General features: G+C 73.4%; 18 protein-coding genes. 4 read left to right on the forward strand and 14 right to left on the reverse strand.

Features of this window, described 5'->3' with window-relative positions; all coding sequences use genetic code 11:
• The first annotated feature begins 8 nt into the window (after positions 1 to 8).
• Complete coding sequence (locus AB0G74_RS01085; RefSeq protein WP_361138974.1) at positions 9 to 797, forward strand: hypothetical protein; 789 nt, start codon at positions 9 to 11, stop codon at positions 795 to 797.
• Between the two features lie 167 nt (positions 798 to 964).
• Positions 965 to 1,216, forward strand: coding sequence for a hypothetical protein (locus tag AB0G74_RS01090; RefSeq protein ID WP_361138850.1), 252 nt, complete (start codon positions 965 to 967; stop codon positions 1,214 to 1,216).
• Positions 1,217 to 1,296: 80 nt separating this feature from the next.
• Here AB0G74_RS01090 and der read toward each other — a convergent pair whose 3' ends face one another.
• From der to AB0G74_RS01110, 4 genes are all read right to left on the reverse strand, one after another.
• Entirely contained in the window at positions 1,297 to 2,745 is a 1,449-nt protein-coding gene (gene der, locus AB0G74_RS01095) for a ribosome biogenesis GTPase Der (RefSeq protein ID WP_361138852.1), read from the reverse strand.
• 66 nt (positions 2,746 to 2,811) lie between these two features.
• The gene (locus tag AB0G74_RS01100) at positions 2,812 to 3,405 is read right to left on the reverse strand and encodes a lysophospholipid acyltransferase family protein (protein WP_361138977.1); all 594 of its coding nucleotides are present in this window, start codon (positions 3,403 to 3,405) and stop codon (positions 2,812 to 2,814) included.
• A 53-nt stretch (positions 3,406 to 3,458) separates the two neighbouring features.
• Positions 3,459 to 4,148, reverse strand: a complete 690-nt coding sequence (gene cmk, locus AB0G74_RS01105; RefSeq protein ID WP_361138855.1) for a (d)CMP kinase — start codon at positions 4,146 to 4,148, stop codon at positions 3,459 to 3,461.
• Positions 4,149 to 4,334: 186 nt separating this feature from the next.
• The gene (locus AB0G74_RS01110) at positions 4,335 to 5,420 is read right to left on the reverse strand and encodes a prephenate dehydrogenase (RefSeq protein ID WP_361138858.1); all 1,086 of its coding nucleotides are present in this window, start codon (positions 5,418 to 5,420) and stop codon (positions 4,335 to 4,337) included.
• 478 nt (positions 5,421 to 5,898) lie between these two features.
• Between AB0G74_RS01110 and AB0G74_RS01115 the strand changes: the two genes are divergently transcribed.
• Entirely contained in the window at positions 5,899 to 6,375 is a 477-nt protein-coding gene (locus AB0G74_RS01115) for a Rieske (2Fe-2S) protein (RefSeq protein ID WP_361138860.1), read from the forward strand.
• A gap of 225 nt (positions 6,376 to 6,600) precedes the next feature.
• On the forward strand, positions 6,601 to 7,344 hold the full coding sequence (locus AB0G74_RS01120) for a nucleotidyltransferase domain-containing protein (protein ID WP_361138863.1): 744 nt from the start codon (positions 6,601 to 6,603) through the stop codon (positions 7,342 to 7,344).
• On the opposite strand, the gene AB0G74_RS01125 is transcribed toward AB0G74_RS01120, so the two are convergent.
• The 10 genes from AB0G74_RS01125 to AB0G74_RS01170 form a co-directional block, all read right to left on the reverse strand.
• The gene (locus AB0G74_RS01125; protein ID WP_361138866.1) at positions 7,291 to 8,100 is read right to left on the reverse strand and encodes a nucleotidyltransferase domain-containing protein; all 810 of its coding nucleotides are present in this window, start codon (positions 8,098 to 8,100) and stop codon (positions 7,291 to 7,293) included. The genes AB0G74_RS01120 and AB0G74_RS01125 overlap by 54 nt on opposite strands.
• A gap of 48 nt (positions 8,101 to 8,148) precedes the next feature.
• Complete coding sequence (locus tag AB0G74_RS01130) at positions 8,149 to 9,207, reverse strand: ADP-ribosylglycohydrolase family protein (RefSeq protein WP_361138869.1); 1,059 nt, start codon at positions 9,205 to 9,207, stop codon at positions 8,149 to 8,151.
• The gene (locus tag AB0G74_RS01135) at positions 9,204 to 9,953 is read right to left on the reverse strand and encodes an NUDIX domain-containing protein (protein ID WP_361138872.1); all 750 of its coding nucleotides are present in this window, start codon (positions 9,951 to 9,953) and stop codon (positions 9,204 to 9,206) included. Before AB0G74_RS01135 ends, AB0G74_RS01130 begins: the two co-directional genes overlap by 4 nt.
• A complete protein-coding gene (locus tag AB0G74_RS01140; RefSeq protein ID WP_361138875.1) occupies positions 9,953 to 11,083 on the reverse strand; it encodes an AAA family ATPase in 1,131 nt (376 codons plus the stop codon). The genes AB0G74_RS01135 and AB0G74_RS01140 overlap by 1 nt, the downstream gene beginning before the upstream one ends.
• Positions 11,080 to 11,739 (reverse strand): nicotinamide riboside transporter PnuC, encoded by a 660-nt coding sequence (gene pnuC, locus AB0G74_RS01145; RefSeq protein ID WP_361138878.1) that lies wholly within the window; start codon positions 11,737 to 11,739, stop codon positions 11,080 to 11,082. Before pnuC ends, AB0G74_RS01140 begins: the two co-directional genes overlap by 4 nt.
• A 124-nt stretch (positions 11,740 to 11,863) precedes the next feature.
• Positions 11,864 to 12,970 carry a pseudouridine synthase gene (locus AB0G74_RS01150; protein ID WP_361138881.1) on the reverse strand — a complete coding sequence of 369 codons (1,107 nt, stop codon included), beginning with the start codon at positions 12,968 to 12,970 and terminating at the stop codon, positions 11,864 to 11,866.
• Positions 12,970 to 13,647: an SMC-Scp complex subunit ScpB gene (gene scpB / locus AB0G74_RS01155; protein WP_361138884.1), complete on the reverse strand. Its 678-nt coding sequence runs from the start codon at positions 13,645 to 13,647 to the stop codon at positions 12,970 to 12,972. Before scpB ends, AB0G74_RS01150 begins: the two co-directional genes overlap by 1 nt.
• Positions 13,644 to 14,846: a segregation/condensation protein A gene (locus tag AB0G74_RS01160; protein ID WP_361138887.1), complete on the reverse strand. Its 1,203-nt coding sequence runs from the start codon at positions 14,844 to 14,846 to the stop codon at positions 13,644 to 13,646. The genes scpB and AB0G74_RS01160 overlap by 4 nt, the downstream gene beginning before the upstream one ends.
• Positions 14,847 to 14,893: 47 nt before the next feature.
• The gene (locus tag AB0G74_RS01165) at positions 14,894 to 15,466 is read right to left on the reverse strand and encodes a hypothetical protein (RefSeq protein WP_361138890.1); all 573 of its coding nucleotides are present in this window, start codon (positions 15,464 to 15,466) and stop codon (positions 14,894 to 14,896) included.
• A complete protein-coding gene (locus tag AB0G74_RS01170) occupies positions 15,451 to 16,494 on the reverse strand; it encodes a ParA family protein (protein ID WP_358828515.1) in 1,044 nt (347 codons plus the stop codon). Before AB0G74_RS01170 ends, AB0G74_RS01165 begins: the two co-directional genes overlap by 16 nt.
• Positions 16,495 to 16,724: the final 230 nt, after the last annotated feature.

Genomic DNA, 16,724 nt, shown 5'->3' on the forward strand with positions numbered 1-16,724 from the left:
TGCCCCGCATGCTCGATGTCAGCGCGGCCGTACGCGCCGAGCTCGGCGACGAGGAAGCCGACCGGCTGGTCGCCGGTGATTCCGAGACCCCGGCCGTCTACGCCTGTACTTCCTGCCGCACCCCGGGCAACCCCGAGCGGGAGCGGACCAGCACTGTGCTGTTCGTCGGCGAGGAGACGGCCGTTCTCGCCTTCGCCCATGCGACCTGCGTGCCCTCGCAGGTCGTCCGGCTCGCCGAGGAGCAACTCCGGGGAGCCGCGGAATCCATCACCGGTAGTACCGAGGAGCCCCCTGTGCCCATGACCACCGACCCCACGTCCCTCGACACCGCGCCCGGCCAGGCCGTGCTCGGGGTCACCAGCGGCCTGATCCTGGTGGACGGGGATCTGCACCCGGCGCTGGTGGTGGAGCCGACCGCGCCTATCGCCCGCCCCGGCACCACGGGCGAGAACGGGGACGAGTTCCTGCCGCTCCTGATCGAGCAGGGCTTCGCCCCGGTACACGATGTCAACGAGGTCCCCGGCGCCCTCGACGGCTGGTCCGTACTGCTGGCCGTGGGCCGGCTGCACGCGATCCTCCAGCCGGGCGCGGTGGCCTGGTGGAAGGCCCATCAGCCGCTCCAGGTCACCGACGGCTGGCGGACGGCGGTGAACAAGTCCCACAAGGTGCTGGTGTTCTGCGCGCCGGTGGGCTCGATCGGCCAGCAGCCGCGCGAGGACCTGCTGCGGGACGCCCTGGAGAAGGCGGCGGCGGGCGGGCGGCTGGTCGCCGCCTCGATGCCGCTGGCGGGTACGTGACCCGCTGCCCCGGTGCCGCGCCCCCGCCCGGGGCGCGGCCGGGGGCGGCGGGGCGCGGCCGGGTGGTTCCGCCGCCGCGGCAGTGACGGGCCGGGGGCATGGGTCGTTGCAGGTACGTGCAGACCTACGACCCCATCCGCCAGCCGTATCCGAGTCCGATCCCGGGCATGCGCCCCGCGCATGAGGCGGAGGAGTTCTCCCCGACGCCCATCTTCGACGCGCTGTACGCCGAGTACCGCAGGTCGTTCCGGGCGCTGCCCGGGGACCGGACGGGCGAGGAGCATCTGGCCTTCCCCGCCTTCTCCACCCAGGCCACGGGCCGGGCCGGGGGCAGGCTCCCGTACGCGGGCGCGGGGTGGCAGCCGTATCCCGTACGGCACTATCCGGCGCTGCCCCCGGCGCCCCGCCGCGGCCACTGACCCACAGCCGGGGCCGGTGGTACGACGAGGGGCGGCACCCCGGACCGGGGTGCCGCCCCTCGTCGGCGTAGCGGCGGGTGTTACTTCTTCTTGCCGCGCTTCTCGCGGACCCGGACCGAGATGTGCAGCGGGGTCCCCTCGAAGCCGAACTCCTCGCGCAGCCTGCGCTCCACGAAGCGGCGGTAGCCGTGCTCCAGGAAGCCGGAGGCGAAGAGGACGAACCTCGGCGGCTTGGTGCCCGCCTGGGTCCCGAAGAGGATCCTGGGCTGCTTGCCGCCCCGGATGGGGTGCGGATGGGCGGAGACGATCTCGCCGAGGAAGGCGTTGAGCCGTCCGGTGGGGATCCGGGTCTCCCAGCCGGCCAGGGCGGTCTCGATCGCCGGGACCAGCTTCTCCATGTGGCGGCCGGTCCGGGCGGAGACATTGACCCGGGGCGCCCAGGAGATCTGGGCCAGCTCGGTCTCGATCTCCCGCTCCAGGTAGTAGCGGCGCTCCTCGTCGAGGGTGTCCCACTTGTTGTACGCGATCACCATCGCCCGGCCCGCTTCCACGGCCATGGTGATGATCCGCTGGTCCTGGACGCTGATGGAGTCGCTGGCGTCGATCAGGATCACCGCGACCTCCGCCTTCTCCACGGCGGCGGCGGTGCGCAGGGAGGCGTAGTAGTCCGCGCCCTCCTGGAGGTGGACCCGGCGGCGGATACCGGCGGTGTCGACGAACTTCCAGGTCACTCCGCCCAGCTCGATCAGCTCGTCGACCGGGTCGCGGGTGGTGCCCGCCAGCTCGTTGACGACCACCCGCTCCTCGCCCGCGACCTTGTTCAGCAGGGACGACTTGCCGACATTGGGGCGGCCGATCAGGGCGATCCTGCGGGGGCCGCCGACGGCGGTGCCGAAGGTCTGGGCCGGGGCGTCGGGCAGCACCTCCAGCACGGCGTCGAGCATGTCGCCGGTGCCGCGGCCGTGGAGCGCGGAGACGGGGTGCGGTTCGCCGAGGCCGAGCGACCACAGGGCGGTGGCGTCCGCCTCGCCGCTGGGGCCGTCGACCTTGTTGGCGCAGAGCACCACGGGCTTCCCGGACCGGCGCAGCAGCTTGACGACGGCCTCGTCGGTGTCGGTGGGGCCGACGGTGGCGTCGACCACGAAGACGACGGCGTCGGCGGCCTCGATGGCGTACTCGGCCTGGGCGGCGACGGAGGCGTCGATCCCGAGGACGTCCTGCTCCCAGCCGCCGGTGTCGACGAGCTTGAAGCGGCGGCCCGCCCATTCGGCCTCGTAGGTGACCCGGTCGCGGGTGACGCCGGGCCGGTCCTCGACGACGGCCTCACGGCGGCCGATGATCCGGTTCACCAGGGTCGACTTGCCGACATTGGGGCGGCCGACGACGGCGAGGACGGGCAGCGGGCCGTGACCGGCCTCGTCGATGGCCTCCTCGACCTCGTCCGCGTCGAAGCCCTCCACCGCGGCGAGCTCCATGAACTCCGCGTACTCGGCGTCGCCGAGTGCTCCGTGGTCGTGCTGGTCGTTCATGAAGTCCGTTCCTCGTTATGTCGACCGGACCGGCTCCCGGGGTCGGGGGGTCCGTATGGTCAAGTCTTACCCGGGGCGCCCGGTGAGGCGCCTGGCGTTTTCCAGATGGGCGGTCAGCCGGTCCTGGATCCGTACCGTGGCCTGGTCCAGCGCCGTACGGGTCCGGCGGCCCGAGCCGTCGCCCGCGTCGAAGGCGTCACCGAAGACCACGTCCACCCGGCCGCGCAGCGGCGGTACGGCGCCGATCAGACGGCTGCGGCGTTCGGTGCTGCCGAGGACGGCCACCGGGACGACCGGGGCGCCGGTACGGACCGCGAAGTACGCCAGCCCGGCCCGGAGGGACGCGAAGTCGCCCTCGCCCCTGGTGCCCTCGGGGAAGATCCCGAGGACGTCGCCGCGCTCCAGGATCCCCAGCGCGTTGGTCACCGCCGAGCGGTCGGTGCCCGACCGGTCGACCTTCAGCTGGCCGATGCCCAGCAGGAAGGGATCGAGCGGGCCGACGAACGCCTCCTTCTTGATCAGGAAGTGCACGGGCCGGGGCGCGGTGCCCATCAGCATGGGGCCGTCGAGGGCGTGGGAGTGGTTGACGGCGAGGATCACGGGTCCGGCGGACGGCACCCGCCAGGCGCCGAGCACCCTGGGCTTCCACAGTCCGTACATCAGCCCGATGCCGATATACCGGCCGACGGCCGCGCCCTGCGCGGAGGGCCGGGTCACCGGGCCGCCGTCCGGCGCTCCTCGACCAGGCCGATCACCCGGTCGACGACCTGCTGGAGGGTCAGTTCGGTGGTGTCGACCTCGACCGCGTCGTCCGCCTTGGCCAGCGGGGACGTCGCCCGGCCGGAGTCGGCCGCGTCCCGGCGGACCAGGGCCTGCCGGGTCGCCTCCACGTCGGAGCCCTTGATCTCGGCGGACCGGCGGGCGGCCCGGGCCTCCGGGGAGGCGGTGAGGAAGATCTTGAGATGTGCGTCGGGGAGGACGGTGGTGCCGATGTCGCGGCCCTCGACCACGATGCCGCGGGCCGCGCCGGCGGCGATGGTCCGCTGGAGTTCGGTGATCCGCGTCCGTACCTCCGGTACCGCGCTCACGGCGCTGACCTGAGCGGAAACCTCCTGGCTCCGGACGGCCGCGGCGACATCGGTGCCGTCGACGGTGATCGTCGGGGCGGCGGGATCGGTCCCGGAGACGATCAGGGCCTTGCCGGCGGCCGCGGCGATCGCGGCGGGGTCGGCGGTGTCCACGCCGTTGGAGATCATCCACCAGGTGATCGCCCGGTACTGCGCGCCGGTGTCGAGGTAGCTCAGGCCCAGGGCGGCGGCGACCGCCTTGCTGGTGCTCGACTTTCCGGTGCCGGCGGGGCCGTCGATGGCAACGATCACGGCGGATTCCACGGTGTACGACACCTTTCCTTCGGATTTCTGCGGAGCGGAGGGGGCGGCCGGACCCGGCCGTACCGGGGGTTTCCGGTGGTCGCGGGCGCCACGGGCCCCGGACAAGGTTACCGACTGCCGAAGCCTGCCCGTGAACCGCGCGCCCGCCCGGCGGCCGGGCCGGACCGGGGGCCTGCCCGGTCCGGGGCCGTACCGGGTCTACCGGCGGATGGACCAGCCGCGCTCCCGCAGGGCCGCCGAGAGCACGGTCGCGGCGGCGGGCTCCACCATCAGCTGCACCAGACCCGCCTGCTGTCCGGTGGCGTGCTCGATCCGGACGTCCTCGATGTTCACCCCGGCCCGGCCCGCGTCGGCGAAGATCCGGGCCAGCTCGCCGGGGCTGTCGCTGATCAGTACGGCGACGACCTCGTACGCCGCCGGAGCCGCGCCGTGCTTGCCGGGGACCCGGGCCCGCCCGGCGTTCCCGCGCCGCAGTACGTCCTCGATACCGCTGACGCCGTCGGCCCGCGCGGCGGCGTCGGCGGACTCCAGCGCCCGGAGCGCCCGGACGGTCTCGTCCAGGTCGGCGGCGACCCCGGCCAGGACCTCGGCGACCGGGCCGGGGTTGGCGGAGAGGATGTCGACCCACATCCGGGGGTCGGACGCGGCGATCCGGGTGACGTCGCGGATGCCCTGCCCGCAGAGGCGTACGGCGGTCTCGTCGGCCTCCCGGAGCCGGGCGGCGACCATCGAGGAGATCAGCTGCGGGGTGTGGGAGACCAGGGCGACGGCCCGGTCGTGGGCGTCGGCGTCCATCACGACGGGGACGGCACGGCAGAGGGCGACGAGTTCGAGGGCCAGGTTGAGGACCTCGGTATCGGTCGCCGGAGTGGGCGTGAGCACCCAGGGGCGGCCCTCGAAGAGATCGGCGCTGGCGGCCAGCGGCCCGGAGCGTTCCTTGCCCGCCATCGGATGCGTACCGATGTACGCGGAGAGGTCGACGCCGAGGGCCTCCAGCTCCCGGCGGGGGCCGCCCTTGACGCTGGCGACATCGAGATAGCCGCGGGCCAGGCCGCTCTTCATCGCCTCGGCGAGCGCCCCGGCCACCCCGGCGGGGGGCACGGCGACGATCGCCAGGTCGACGGGGCCCTCGGGGGGCGTCTCGGTACCGGCGCCGAGGGCGGCGGCGGTCCGGACCCGTTCGGCGTCGGGGTCGACGAGATGGACGCCGATCCCGCGGCCGGTGAGGGCGAGGGCGGCGGAGGTGCCGATCAGTCCGGTTCCGATGACGGCGGCGGTTCTCACTGGGCGTTGTCCTTGCGCGGGGCGGCGGCGGCACGGAGGTACGAGTATGACGAGTACGAGGTGGTACGGCGCCGGACCGGTCACGTCCGGCCGGGCGTACTCCGGACACCCAGCCTAGGCCGTGTCCGGCGGACAGCGCCGTCCGCCCGTGGGGCGGGGCACCCGGCGGCCGGTGCGCGCGATCGGCGGCGGGATCCCCCGGCGCCGCCCGGGGGCGGTTTCCCCCGGAACGGGCGTACGCGGACGGTGCCACGACACCGGGGAGCGCCCCCGTGCTTCAAGGGCTGCCGGGGCGGGTGGGCGTGGCGGGGGGTCGCGGGCGGGCGCGGATTCCCGGGACGCCCTGGTCAGCCGGGCCGGGCGGACGGCGGCACGGGCGGCCCGGCTCGTGCGGCGCACCCCGGGTTGCCGGGGCGGCGGCGGGCACGGTGGCACAATGCACGCCGACCGGGTACCGCACGACCGAGGGAGTACGGCGATGGACGCAGCGCGGCGGACGGTGCTGGCGGCGGGGGCGGCGGCGACGGCCGCCCTGGCCACCGGCTGTTCGGACGGCGGAGGCGACGGCGGTGGGGCGGCCGAGCCGGGGACGACCCCGCCCGGCGCCTGGGAGGACACCGCTTCCCCCGGCACGACGGCCCCCGGCGCCTCGCCGACCGCGTCGATGGGCCGGGAGCTGACGAAGCGCTCCGCCGTCCCGGTCGGCGGCGGAACGGTCTTCAAGGCCGAGAAGGTGGTGGTGGTCCAGCCGACGGCCGGACAGTTCAAGGCGTTCTCGGCGGTCTGCCCGCATCAGGGCTGTCTGGTGGACCGGGTCGCGGACGGCACCATCGACTGCCCCTGCCACGACAGCCGGTTCCGGATCACGGACGGCTCGGTCGAGAAGGGCCCTTCGACGCGTCCGCTGCCGCCCGCTGCGATCACGGTCACCGGGGACGCGGTCCTGCTGGCCTGATCCGAAAGAGGCGGCCTAAGGGCTGTCCCGTAATCCCCGGTGGGCGCACGACGACAGCTACGGCACTCCCCCTGGGCCTGGCGGCCCGGGAGGTACCCCCACGCCGCGTTGTCGGAGTACCCGAATACATCCAGTATGCGAGCACCCCTCCGCCTTGCGATACACCGCATCTGACGCCGTGCGCTATCCACCGGGGACTACGGGACAGCCCTTAGCCTGATCCGCATGTACGACGGCGAACCGGCACCCGCGCCCCAAGATCTCGTCCGCGACCACACGGTCTACTCCTGTGTCATGGGTTCGCGGGCCTTCGGACTCGCGACCGAGGAGAGCGATACCGACCGGCGGGGTGTGTTTCTCGCGCCCACCCCGCTGTTCTGGCGGTTCGACAAGCCGCCGACCCATGTGGACGGGCCGCTGCCCGAGCAGTTCTCCTGGGAGCTGGAACGCTTCTGCGTGCTGGGGCTGCGGGCCAATCCCAACATTCTGGAGGTACTGCACTCCCCGCTGGTGGAGCGGATCGACGACACCGGCCGGGAGCTGCTGGCGCTGCGCGGCGCCTTTCTCTCCCGGGAGGTCCACCGGACCTTCGTCCACTACGCGGCGGGCCAGCACAAGCGGCTCACGGCGGATCTGCGGGCCGGGCGCGAGCCGCGCTGGAAGCCGCTGTCGCATCTGCTGCGGCTCCTGCTGACCTGCCGTGATCTGCTGCGGACGGGTGAGCTGGTACTCGATGTGGGCGCCGAGCGGGAGGCACTGCTCGCGGTCCGGCGCGGGGAGACGGAGCTGAGCCGGGTCGAGTCCTGGGCGGACCGGCTGGTGGCGGAGGCGGACGCCGCCCTGCCCGGTTCTCCGCTGCCCGACGCGCCGGACCGGGCCCGGGTGGCGGACTTCCTGGTCCGGACCCGCCGGGCGTCAGCGCTCCAGCCGGGCCCGTACCACCAGATCGCCGAGGGCGTCGCGGACTGAGGGGTGCTCCGGCAGTCCGGTGTCCCGCTGGGCGGAGTCCAGGACTTCGTGCAGGGCGGCGATGTCGGCGGCGGCGGATTCCGGGACGAGCCCGGTGCCCGTACGGTGCTCGGCCTCGGCCTTGGCGGCGATCAGCTCGGGCAGGTACGAGGGCGCCGTGACCTCCCCCAGAAGTTCCGGCAGGGACGCCAGCACCCGGCCGCTCCGCATCAGATGGACGCCGGTGAGCAGCGCGCGGAAGGTGTAGAGCAGCGGCTTCAGCTCGCCGGTCTTCTCGTGGAGCCGCCACTGGGTGTTGGCGAACCCCCGGTAGTGGTGGGCGTGGTTGCGGGTGAGGACGCCGGGCGCGAGGGCGGTGAGTTCGGTATGGGTGTCCGTGGTGTGGACGACCAGGGGTGAGAGCAGCTGTTCCAGGACGTAGCCGTTGGGGCGGAGCATGAGACCGGCGAACTTCCGCAGGTCATGGGTGACGAGGTCGGTCTCGACGCCGTCGCGGTCCCAGATCCGGCCGCGGGTCTCGTCGGGGGCGTCGAGGCCGATCAGTTCCGCCACCGGCAGCAGGTGTACCCCGCGCAGGTCCACGTCCGAGTCGCGGGACGGGAAGCCGTAGAGATGGGCGCCGGAGACGGTGGCGAAGATCAGCGGATCGGGCTGATCGGCGACGACGGAGCCGAGGTCGAGGGTGTCGAGACCCAAGGCTCCGAGGGCTCCGAGGGCGTCGCGGCTGTCGGAGGCGGCGGGGTGCACGGAATTCATCGGGTGAGGATGGCACCCCGGTGCCCCGGGGCGGGGCACCGGGGTGTGTCAGGCGTCCCAGAGGGCTCCCAGGGTCATCAGGTCGCTGCGGTGTTCGACCTCGTCGGCCCAGCGGCCGGGCCAGGCTGCGGCGCCCAGATGGGCTCCGGCGAAGGCGCCCGCGAGGGCCGCGATCGAGTCGGAGTCGCCCCGGGTGCAGGCGGCGCGGCGCAGGACGGTGAGGGGTTCCCCGGGGAAGAGCAGGAAGCACTGGAGTGCGGTGGTGAGGGCTTCCTCGGCGATCCAGCCGTCGCCGGTGGTCAGGCACGGGTCGCACTCGGGGTCGGCGGTGGGCAGGGCCTCGGCGAGCCGCCGCAGGGCGTCCTGGCACTCGTCCCAGCCGCGGGCGATGTACGCCTGGGGTGTGGGGTCACCGGCCCGGGTCCACAGGTCGCCGAGCCAGCGGTCGTGGTAGCGGGACCGGTTGTCGTAGGCGTACGAGCGGAGCAGTCCGACCAGGCCCATGGGTTCGGCGCCGCGGGCGAGGAGGTGGACGGCGTGGGCGGTGAGGTCGGCGGCGGCGAGGGCGGTGGGGTGGGCGTGGGTGAGGGCGGCCTGGAGCTGGGCGGCGCCCGCGCGCTGTCCGGCGCTGAGGCCGGGGACGAGCCCGACGGGCGCGACCCGCATATTGGCCCCGCAGCCCTTGGAGCCGACGACTCCGGCCCGCTGCCAGGGCAGCCGGGGGTCGTCGAGGCGGCGGCAGGCGTCGAGGCAGGTGGTGCCGGGGGCGCGGTTGTTCTCCGGGGAGTGGTACCAGGCGGTGAACTCGGCCCGCAGCGGCGCGGCGAACCGGGCCTCGTCCAGCGGGCCCCGGTCCATGGCGGTGCGCAGGGCCCGGCCGACGGCGAGGGTCATCTGGGTGTCGTCGGTGATGTACGCAGGGCGCGGCAGCAGCGTCTCCCGCCAGGGGCCGCGCTCGGCGAGGATCCGCGGTACGTCGCTGAACTCGGTGGGGAAGCCGAGGGCGTCCCCGAGGGCGAGTCCGATCAGGGACCCGGTGGCCGCCCGCTTGTCGGTGGTCCCGAAGGGTTTGGTCGCTCCGCTGGTGGTGCTGCCGGTCACGGTCATGGCTGGCGTCCTTCCGGGCGCAGGAGGGGTGGGTGCAGGGTCGCGGCGGTGCCGGCCCGGTAGAGGGCGGCGGGTTTGCCCCGGCCGCCGGTGCGGCGCGGGGGGCCTTCGACCGGTTCGACGAAGCCGGGGGTGGCGAGGACCTTGCGCCGGAAGTTGGGCCGGTCGAGGGGGACGCCCCAGACGGTTTCGTAGATCTGCTGCAACTCGCCGAGGGTGAACTCGGGCGGGCAGAAGCCGGTGGCGAGGCCGGTGTATTCGAGCTTGGCGCAGATCCGGTCGTAGGCGTCGGCCACGATCCGGTCGTGGTCGAAGGCGAGGCCCCGGGCGTCGGAGCGGTCGGTCCAGCGGGCGTTGGCCGCGTCGCCGCCGCCGCGCGGTTCGGGCAGGTCGGGCAGGAGTGCGGCATAGGCGACGGAGACCACCCGCATCCTCGGGTCGCGGTCCGGTTCGCTGTAGGTGCGGAGCTGTTCGAGGTGGAGGTCGTGGACGGTGTCGGCGGAGAGCCCGGTCTCCTCGGCCAGTTCCCGCCGGGCGGCCCGCCCGGCGGACTCCTCGGGCCGTACGAAGCCGCCGGGCAGGGCCCACGCGCCCCGGTAGGGCGCCTCTCCGCGCTCGACGAGCAGGACGTTCAGGCGCCCGTCGCGCACGGTGAAGACGGCGAGGTCGACGGTGACGCCGAAGGGCGGGAAGGCGCGCGGGTCGTAGCCCGGAACGCTCTCGTCCCGGCCGGGGGCGGTCGGCATCAGCGGTGCTCCGTGAGGTCGGGGACGGGGGCGGGCGCCTGGCCGCCGGGGACGACCAGCGGCGCGGCGAAGTCCCAGCCCTCGCCGAGCAGTTCGTCGACGGCGGCGACGGCGGTGGCGAGCCGCCGGGCCGGGGGCCCGGTGACGCGTACCGTACGCCGCCCGGTGCGGGCCAGTTCCGCGGCGAACCGGCCGGTCATCCAGGGGCGCAGCTCCTCGCCGTCGCGGAGTCCGTCGTCCTCGAACGGGACGTCCGTGTGGTCGGTGAGCAGCCACAGCCGCTGGCACCGGGTACGGTCGGCGATCTCCTGGACGGCGGGGCTGGGCGCGCCGAGATAGCGCTCGTGCCAGACGGTGGTGGCGAAGGCGTCGGTGTCGCAGAAGAGGACGGGTGAGCTGAGCCGGGCGGCCTCCGTCTCCCGTTCGGCCTGCCGCCGGGCGATCACCGGGAACTCCTCCGAGCCGAAGGCGACGTCGGACCAGTCGGCGCCGGGCCGCTCCCGCCGCAGCCGGGCCAGTTTCCGCTCGCTGTACTCCCGTCCGTACTCGGGGACCCAGCGGGTCCGGCCCCAGACGCCGCCGCGGGCCCGGTAGTGGTCGGCGAGGTCGCGGGCGAGGGTCGTGGTGCCGGTGGACTCGGCGCCCAGGACGACGATCCGGCGGGTGAGCGCGGCCCGGACCGGGGGCCGCAGGAAGTCCCAGTGGGCCACCGGGTCGGCGCGTACGGCCGTCCCGGAGACCGGGAAGAGGCTGCGGGCCGGGTCGACGCAGACGGCGTCGGCGCCGAATCTGCGGCCGAGTTCGCCGCCGTACGCCTCCGAGGTGAAGACCGCGTCGACGGGTTCGGGCACGGCGGCCCGGAAGACCGCCATATGGGCGTCCCAGATCGCCGGGTCGCGGACGTCCATGGGGACGTCGTCGACGGTGCCGACGATCCGGATCCCGGGGTCCTGGTGGACCTCCCGCAGCCAGGCCACCCGGTCGGCGAGCGGTACGGACTCGACCGTGGCGGCGCAGACCAGGACGGTCAGCAGATCGCAGCGGTCGGCGGCGGTGGAGACGAGATGGTGGTGCCCGGCGTGCGGTGGATAGAACTTGCCGAGGACCAGTCCGTGCCGGTAGCGCCTCACGCGGTCACCTCCACGGGTCGCGGCCGGGGCGGCGCGGTGAGCGCGCGCGACCAGTTCCGCAGCCCCGAAAGACAGAGCAGCAGGAATCCCGCGTAGAGCACGGAGGTCAGATAGAGGTCCTTGTGCGCGTAGAGCGGGATGTAGATCACGTCGGCGGCGATCCACAGCCACCAGGACTCCAGCCGCTTCCGGCACTGTCCGTAGGTCGCCATCAGCGACAGGGACGTGGTGAGCGCGTCCCAGAAGGGGACGGTGGAGTCGGTGGCGCGGTCGAGGAGGAGCGTGATCAGGATCGTCCCCGCCGCGCCCGCCGCGAGCAGCAGGATCCATTCGGTCCGGCCGGTGCGGCGTACCTCCAGGGGGCCTTTCGATCCTGGTCCACCCCCGTGGGTCCAGGACCACCAGCCGTAGGCGGCGAGGGTGATGAAGACGATCTGGAGACCGGCGTCGGCGTAGAGCCCGGCCTGGGTGAAGAGGAGGACGAAGAAGAGGTTGTTGGCGATGCCGACGGGCCAGTTGGCGAGGTGCTGGCGGGTGACCAGCCAGACGCAGAGCGCGCCGCTGCCGAAGCCGAGGACCTCGGTCCAGCTGACCGGGGTGCCGAGCAGGGTGAACAGCGGCCGTTGCAGGGCCTCCACGACATCGGCGAGTGCCACACCCGCCCCCTTTCTTTAATAGTCATCATGACTATAAACAGGCCGGGCCCGGCGGCACAAGGGAAAAGAGGAGGGCCCGCGGCGCGAGTGCGCCGCGGGCCCTCCCCCTGAAGGGATGCTGGTCCTACAGACCGACCTCGTTCATTAGCATGCCGACCTCGGTATTGGTCAGCCTGCGCAGCCAGCCCGACTTCTGGTCGCCGAGCGCGATCGGCCCGAAGGACGTCCGGACCAGCTTGTCCACGGGGAAGCCGGCCTCGGCGAGCATCCGGCGCACGATGTGCTTGCGGCCCTCGTGCAGGGTGACCTCGACCAGGTAGTTCTTGCCGGTGTTCTCCACCACGCGGAAGTGGTCAGCCCTGGCGTAGCCGTCCTCCAGCCGGATCCCGTCCTTCAGCTGCTTCCCCAGGTCGCGCGGGAGCGGGCCCTGGACGGCGGCCAGATAGGTCTTGCGGACGCCGTATCGGGGGTGCGTCAGCCGGTGGGCCAGCTCACCGTGGTTGGTGAGCAGGATGATGCCCTCGGTCTCGGTGTCCAGCCGCCCGACGTGGAAGAGCCGGGTCTCCCGGTTGGTGACGTAGTCGCCGAGGCACTGGCGGCCGTCGGGGTCTTCCATCGTGGAGACCACGCCCGCGGGCTTGTTCAGGGCGAAGAAGAGGTACGTCTGGGTGGCCACGGTCAGCCCGTCGACCTTGATCTCGTCCTTCTGCGGGTCGACCCGCAGCCCCTGCTCGGTGACGATCCGCCCGTTGACCTCGACCCTGGCCTGGTCGATCAGCTCCTCGCAGGCCCGCCGCGAGCCCATTCCGGCCCGGGCCAGCACCTTCTGCAGCCGCTCGCCCTCCTGCTCGGCGCCGGGGAAGGTCTTGGGCGTCTTGATCTCGGGCTTGTTCGCGTACCGCTCGCGGTTGCGCTCCTCTGTCCGGGCGTCGTACTCCCGGGACCTGGCGGGCGTGCCGCGGCCGCCGCGGCCCGTCGGCGGCTTGGCGGACTGGCGCGGGCCGCCCTTGGCCCCGCCGCGCGCCGCGCCGCCGCGGCCCTTCCTGGCGTCGCCACCGGCCCCGGCGCCCGTACCGGAACCGCCGACGTCGTAGCGGCGCTCCTCGGGACGGGGCTTGCCGGGCTTGCCCGCGCGCTTCTGCCTGTCGTCGCGGTTGTTGCCCGCGCCGCGGGGGTTGCCGCGTCCGCCGCTGTTACCGCCGCTGTTCCTGCCGCTGCCGCTGCTTCGCATCACGTTTCCGTCGTCTTGTCTTCTTCGTCCGGTACAGAGTCTGTATCGGGTTCCGGAGCGTCCGGGTCGAACGACGGCACGCCCTCCTGCGTCTCGGCCTCGATCGCCTCCGCCTCGGGGAGGAAGGGCGCCAGCTCCGGCAGCTCGTCCAGGCCGCGCAGGCCCATCCGCTCCAGGAAGTAGTTCGTCGTCCTGTACAGGATCGCACCTGTTTCGGGTTCCGCGCCCGCCTCCTCGACCAGCCCCCGCTGGAGCAGGGTGCGCATCACACCGTCGCAGTTCACCCCGCGCACCGCGGAGACCCGGGACCGGCTGACCGGCTGGCGGTACGCGACCACCGCCAGGGTCTCCAGGGCCGCCTGGGTCAGCCGGGCCTGCTGGCCGTCGAGGACGAAGCCCTCCACGGCCGGGGCGTACTCGGCCCGGGTGAAGAACCGCCAGCCGCCCGCGACGGCCCGCAGCTCGAAGCCCCGGCCCTGGGCGGTGTACTCGTCGGCCAGCTCCCGCAGCGCGTCGGCGACGGCCCGGCGGGGCCGCTCCAGCACCTTCGCCAGATGCTCCTCGGTGGCCGGTTCGTCGACCACCATGAGTACGGCCTCCAGGGCGGGCTTCAGTTCGAGACCGGCGGCGCCGGTGGGGCCGGGGGTACGGTCCCGGCCCGGTTCGGTGGTGCTCACGCCCTGTTCTCCGCCTTCTCCTGGCCCGCCCGGCCCCGGTCCTCCGGGGTCTCGGGCGGGCGGTCGAACTCGTCGGTGACCCCGGCCGCCGCGTCGCCGCCGGTCCAGAGCACCAGCAGCTCCCCGAGGGCCTCCTCCTGCTCCAGGGCGACCGCCCGGTCGCGGTACAGCTCCAGCAGGGCGAGGAAGCGGGCGACGACGGTCAGGGTGTCCTCGGTGTCCGCGGTCAGCTCCCGGAAGCTGGCCCGGCCCCGGTCGCGCAGCAGCGCCACCACGATCTCGCCCTGCTCCCGCACGCTGACCAGGGGCGCGTGGATGTGGTCCACGTACACCTCGGGCTTCGGCCGGGGGCGGGTCGCCTTCACGGCGAGCCGGGCGAAGCCCTCGGCGCCGATCCGGATCACCACATCGGGCAGCAGCTCGGCGTGGTGGTCCTCCAGGCCCACGGTCCGGGGGTAGCGGCGGCCCTCCGCCGCCAGCCGGTCGCTGAAGATCTCCGCGATCCGCTTGTACGCCCGGTACTGGAGCAGCCGGGCGAAGAGCAGGTCCCGGGCCTCCAGCAGGGCCAGGTCCGCCTCGTCCTCCACCTCGGCGGCGGGCAGCAGCCGGGCCGCCTTCAGATCCAGCAGGGTCGCGGCGACGACCAGGAACTCCGTCGTCTGGTCGAGGTCCCAGTCGTCGCCCATGCCCCGGATATGGGCCATGAACTCGTCGGTGACCTTCGACAGCGCGACCTCGGTCACATCGAGCTTGTGCTTGGCGATCAGCTGGAGCAGCAGATCGAAGGGGCCCTCGAAGTTCGCCAGCCGTACGGTGAACCGCCCGTCCGTCTCCGGCGCGGCCGGGGGGCCGGTATCGGGCCCCGCGAGTTCCGCCGCCGTCCCATCCGGCAGGGGTACGGCGGGCTCCGGCCCGGTCTCCCCGGCGGATACCGGCCCGGAAGCCGGAGCGCCGGGCGATCGGGGCCGTACAGCCGGCTCTTCGGGCGGCGGCGGTACGCCGTCGGGCGCCCGGACCTCCGGGGTGGCACCCGGTGCCGGAGCCTCCCGGGGTTCCGGTCCGGCGGCGTCCGGGCCGGTCGGGTCCGCCGGGCCCGTCGGGGCTGCCGCGGCTTCCTGGTCCGCGGGCCGCGCCGGAGGCGGGGGCACGGCCGGACCCCGGCCCAGCGGGCGGCGGGACGGACGGAGCGGCGGAGACATGGGCGGTCCAGAAGTACGGGGGTGGGGCGGGCAGCGCGAGGCTACCCTCAGCGGCCCCGCAGACGGCGGACGAGAATGCTCGCGTCGCCGCGCTGTTCGAGGTCGGCGAGGACCACCGCGACCGCCTCCCGGACGATCCGGCCCCGGTCGACGGCCAGCCCGTGCTCCCCGCGCAGCACCAGCCGCGCGTGCTCCAGGTCCATCAGTTCCTCGGCCGAGACATAGACCGTGATCTTCTCGTCGTGGCGTTCGCGCCCGCTCGGCCGGCGATTCGCGGCCCGGCCCCGGCGGCGCGGCGCCGCCGTACCGCCGCCGACGGCCCCGGCGGCCTCCTGAGCGGCCTGGGAGCGCCTGGCCCGCCCCGACACCCCGGGAACCGGAGTATCGGGCTCCTCGGCCCGGCTGCGCCCCTCGGCGGCCGTGTTCTGGTCGGCTTCCGCCGCCGTGTGCTCCTGGGGCGGGGACAGCGCGGCCGAGTCCAGCGGATCGCTCTCCCCGGCGGGGGCGGGCACCCTCGGCTCGCCGTTGGCCGCGCGCCGCGGCGACGACGGCTGGAGCGCCGTGCCCCCGGTGGTACGGAACAGTTCGTCGGCTCCGGGCAGACTCACTCGGCGTGACACCGGGCGAGCACCTCCCTGGCCAGCTGGCGGTACGCGGCGGCGCCGACCGAGTTCGACGCGTAGGTGGTGATGGGCTCACCGGCGACCGTGGTCTCCGGGAAGCGCACGGTCCGCCCGATCACGGTGTGGTACACGTGATCGTCGAACGCCTCGACCACCCGGGCCAGCACCTCACGGCTGTGGACGGTCCGCGAGTCGTACATCGTGGCGAGGATGCCGTCCAGCTCCAGTTCGGGGTTGAGCCGCTCCTGGACCTTCTCGATGGTCTCGGTGAGCAGCGCCACCCCGCGCAGCGCGAAGAACTCGCACTCCAGCGGGACGATCACCTTGTGCGCGGCGGTGAGCGCGTTGACGGTGAGCAGGCCGAGCGACGGCTGACAGTCGATCACGATGTAGTCGTAGTCGGACATCAGCGGCTTCAGCGCCCGCTGGAGCGTGGACTCCCGGGCGACCTCGCTCACCAACTGCACCTCGGCCGCCGAGAGGTCGATATTGCTCGGCAGCAGATCCATATTGGGTACGGCGGTCTTCAGCAGCACCTCGTCGGCCGACATGCCCCGCTCCATGAGCAGGTTGTAGACCGTCAGGTCCAGCTCCATCGGGTTGACGCCGAGGCCGACCGAGAGGGCGCCCTGCGGGTCGAAGTCGACGAGCAGCACGCGCCGTCCGTACTCGGCGAGCGCGGCGCCGAGATTGATGGTCGACGTGGTCTTGCCGACGCCGCCCTTCTGGTTGCACATCGCGATGATCTTCGCGGGGCCGTGCTCGGTCAGCGGGCCCGGGATCGGGAAGTACGGCAGCGGACGGCCGGTGGGGCCGATCCGCTCACGACGCTGGCGCGCCGCGTCGGGCGCGAGGGTGGCCGCGTACTCCGGGTCGGGCTCGTATTCGGCGTCGGGGTCGTAGAAGTGCCCCTCGGGGAGTTCCTCGTAGGCGGCGAAGTGCGTGGACTCTCGGCCACTCTTGTCGCCTGCCGTGGCGTTCACGTGTAGGCCGTCCGTCATCGTCATCGTGTGGGCTGTCGTCATGTGCGTCCGGACGCCTCCGGGAGAAATTGTCGACTCATTCATAAGTCGCCTTACCCCCTCGGTGCGGTCTGGCTTCATCTGGCTTTATCGATAGGTCAGCGTGGCATCATGCCGACGGTTGGCGACTCTATGGCGTGTCACCGCTCCGCAGCAACACAATCCACCGGACCCGGCCCGATGTGTCGGCGACGGAACGCCCCGGTGTCAAGAGCGCACGGCCACGGGGGTGT

Source organism: Streptomyces sp. NPDC020875, assembly GCF_040641415.1.
Lineage (GTDB): Bacteria > Actinomycetota > Actinomycetes > Streptomycetales > Streptomycetaceae > Streptomyces.

Bases quoted from the DNA above. Each gene is read 5' to 3' on its own strand.
- AB0G74_RS01085 (WP_361138974.1), top strand. From the start codon at position 9: ATGCTCGATGTCAGCGCGGCCGTACGCGCCGAGCTCGGCGACGAGGAA.
- AB0G74_RS01090 (WP_361138850.1), top strand. From the start codon at position 965: ATGCGCCCCGCGCATGAGGCGGAGGAGTTCTCCCCGACGCCCATCTTC.
- der (WP_361138852.1), bottom strand. From the start codon at position 2,745: ATGAACGACCAGCACGACCACGGAGCACTCGGCGACGCCGAGTACGCG.
- AB0G74_RS01100 (WP_361138977.1), bottom strand. From the start codon at position 3,405: ATGTACGGACTGTGGAAGCCCAGGGTGCTCGGCGCCTGGCGGGTGCCG.
- AB0G74_RS01115 (WP_361138860.1), top strand. From the start codon at position 5,899: ATGGACGCAGCGCGGCGGACGGTGCTGGCGGCGGGGGCGGCGGCGACG.
- AB0G74_RS01120 (WP_361138863.1), top strand. From the start codon at position 6,601: ATGTACGACGGCGAACCGGCACCCGCGCCCCAAGATCTCGTCCGCGAC.
- AB0G74_RS01125 (WP_361138866.1), bottom strand. From the start codon at position 8,100: ATGAATTCCGTGCACCCCGCCGCCTCCGACAGCCGCGACGCCCTCGGA.
- AB0G74_RS01130 (WP_361138869.1), bottom strand. From the start codon at position 9,207: ATGACCGTGACCGGCAGCACCACCAGCGGAGCGACCAAACCCTTCGGG.
- AB0G74_RS01135 (WP_361138872.1), bottom strand. From the start codon at position 9,953: ATGCCGACCGCCCCCGGCCGGGACGAGAGCGTTCCGGGCTACGACCCG.
- AB0G74_RS01150 (WP_361138881.1), bottom strand. From the start codon at position 12,970: ATGCGAAGCAGCGGCAGCGGCAGGAACAGCGGCGGTAACAGCGGCGGA.
- AB0G74_RS01160 (WP_361138887.1), bottom strand. From the start codon at position 14,846: ATGTCTCCGCCGCTCCGTCCGTCCCGCCGCCCGCTGGGCCGGGGTCCG.
- AB0G74_RS01170 (WP_358828515.1), bottom strand. From the start codon at position 16,494: ATGACGACAGCCCACACGATGACGATGACGGACGGCCTACACGTGAAC.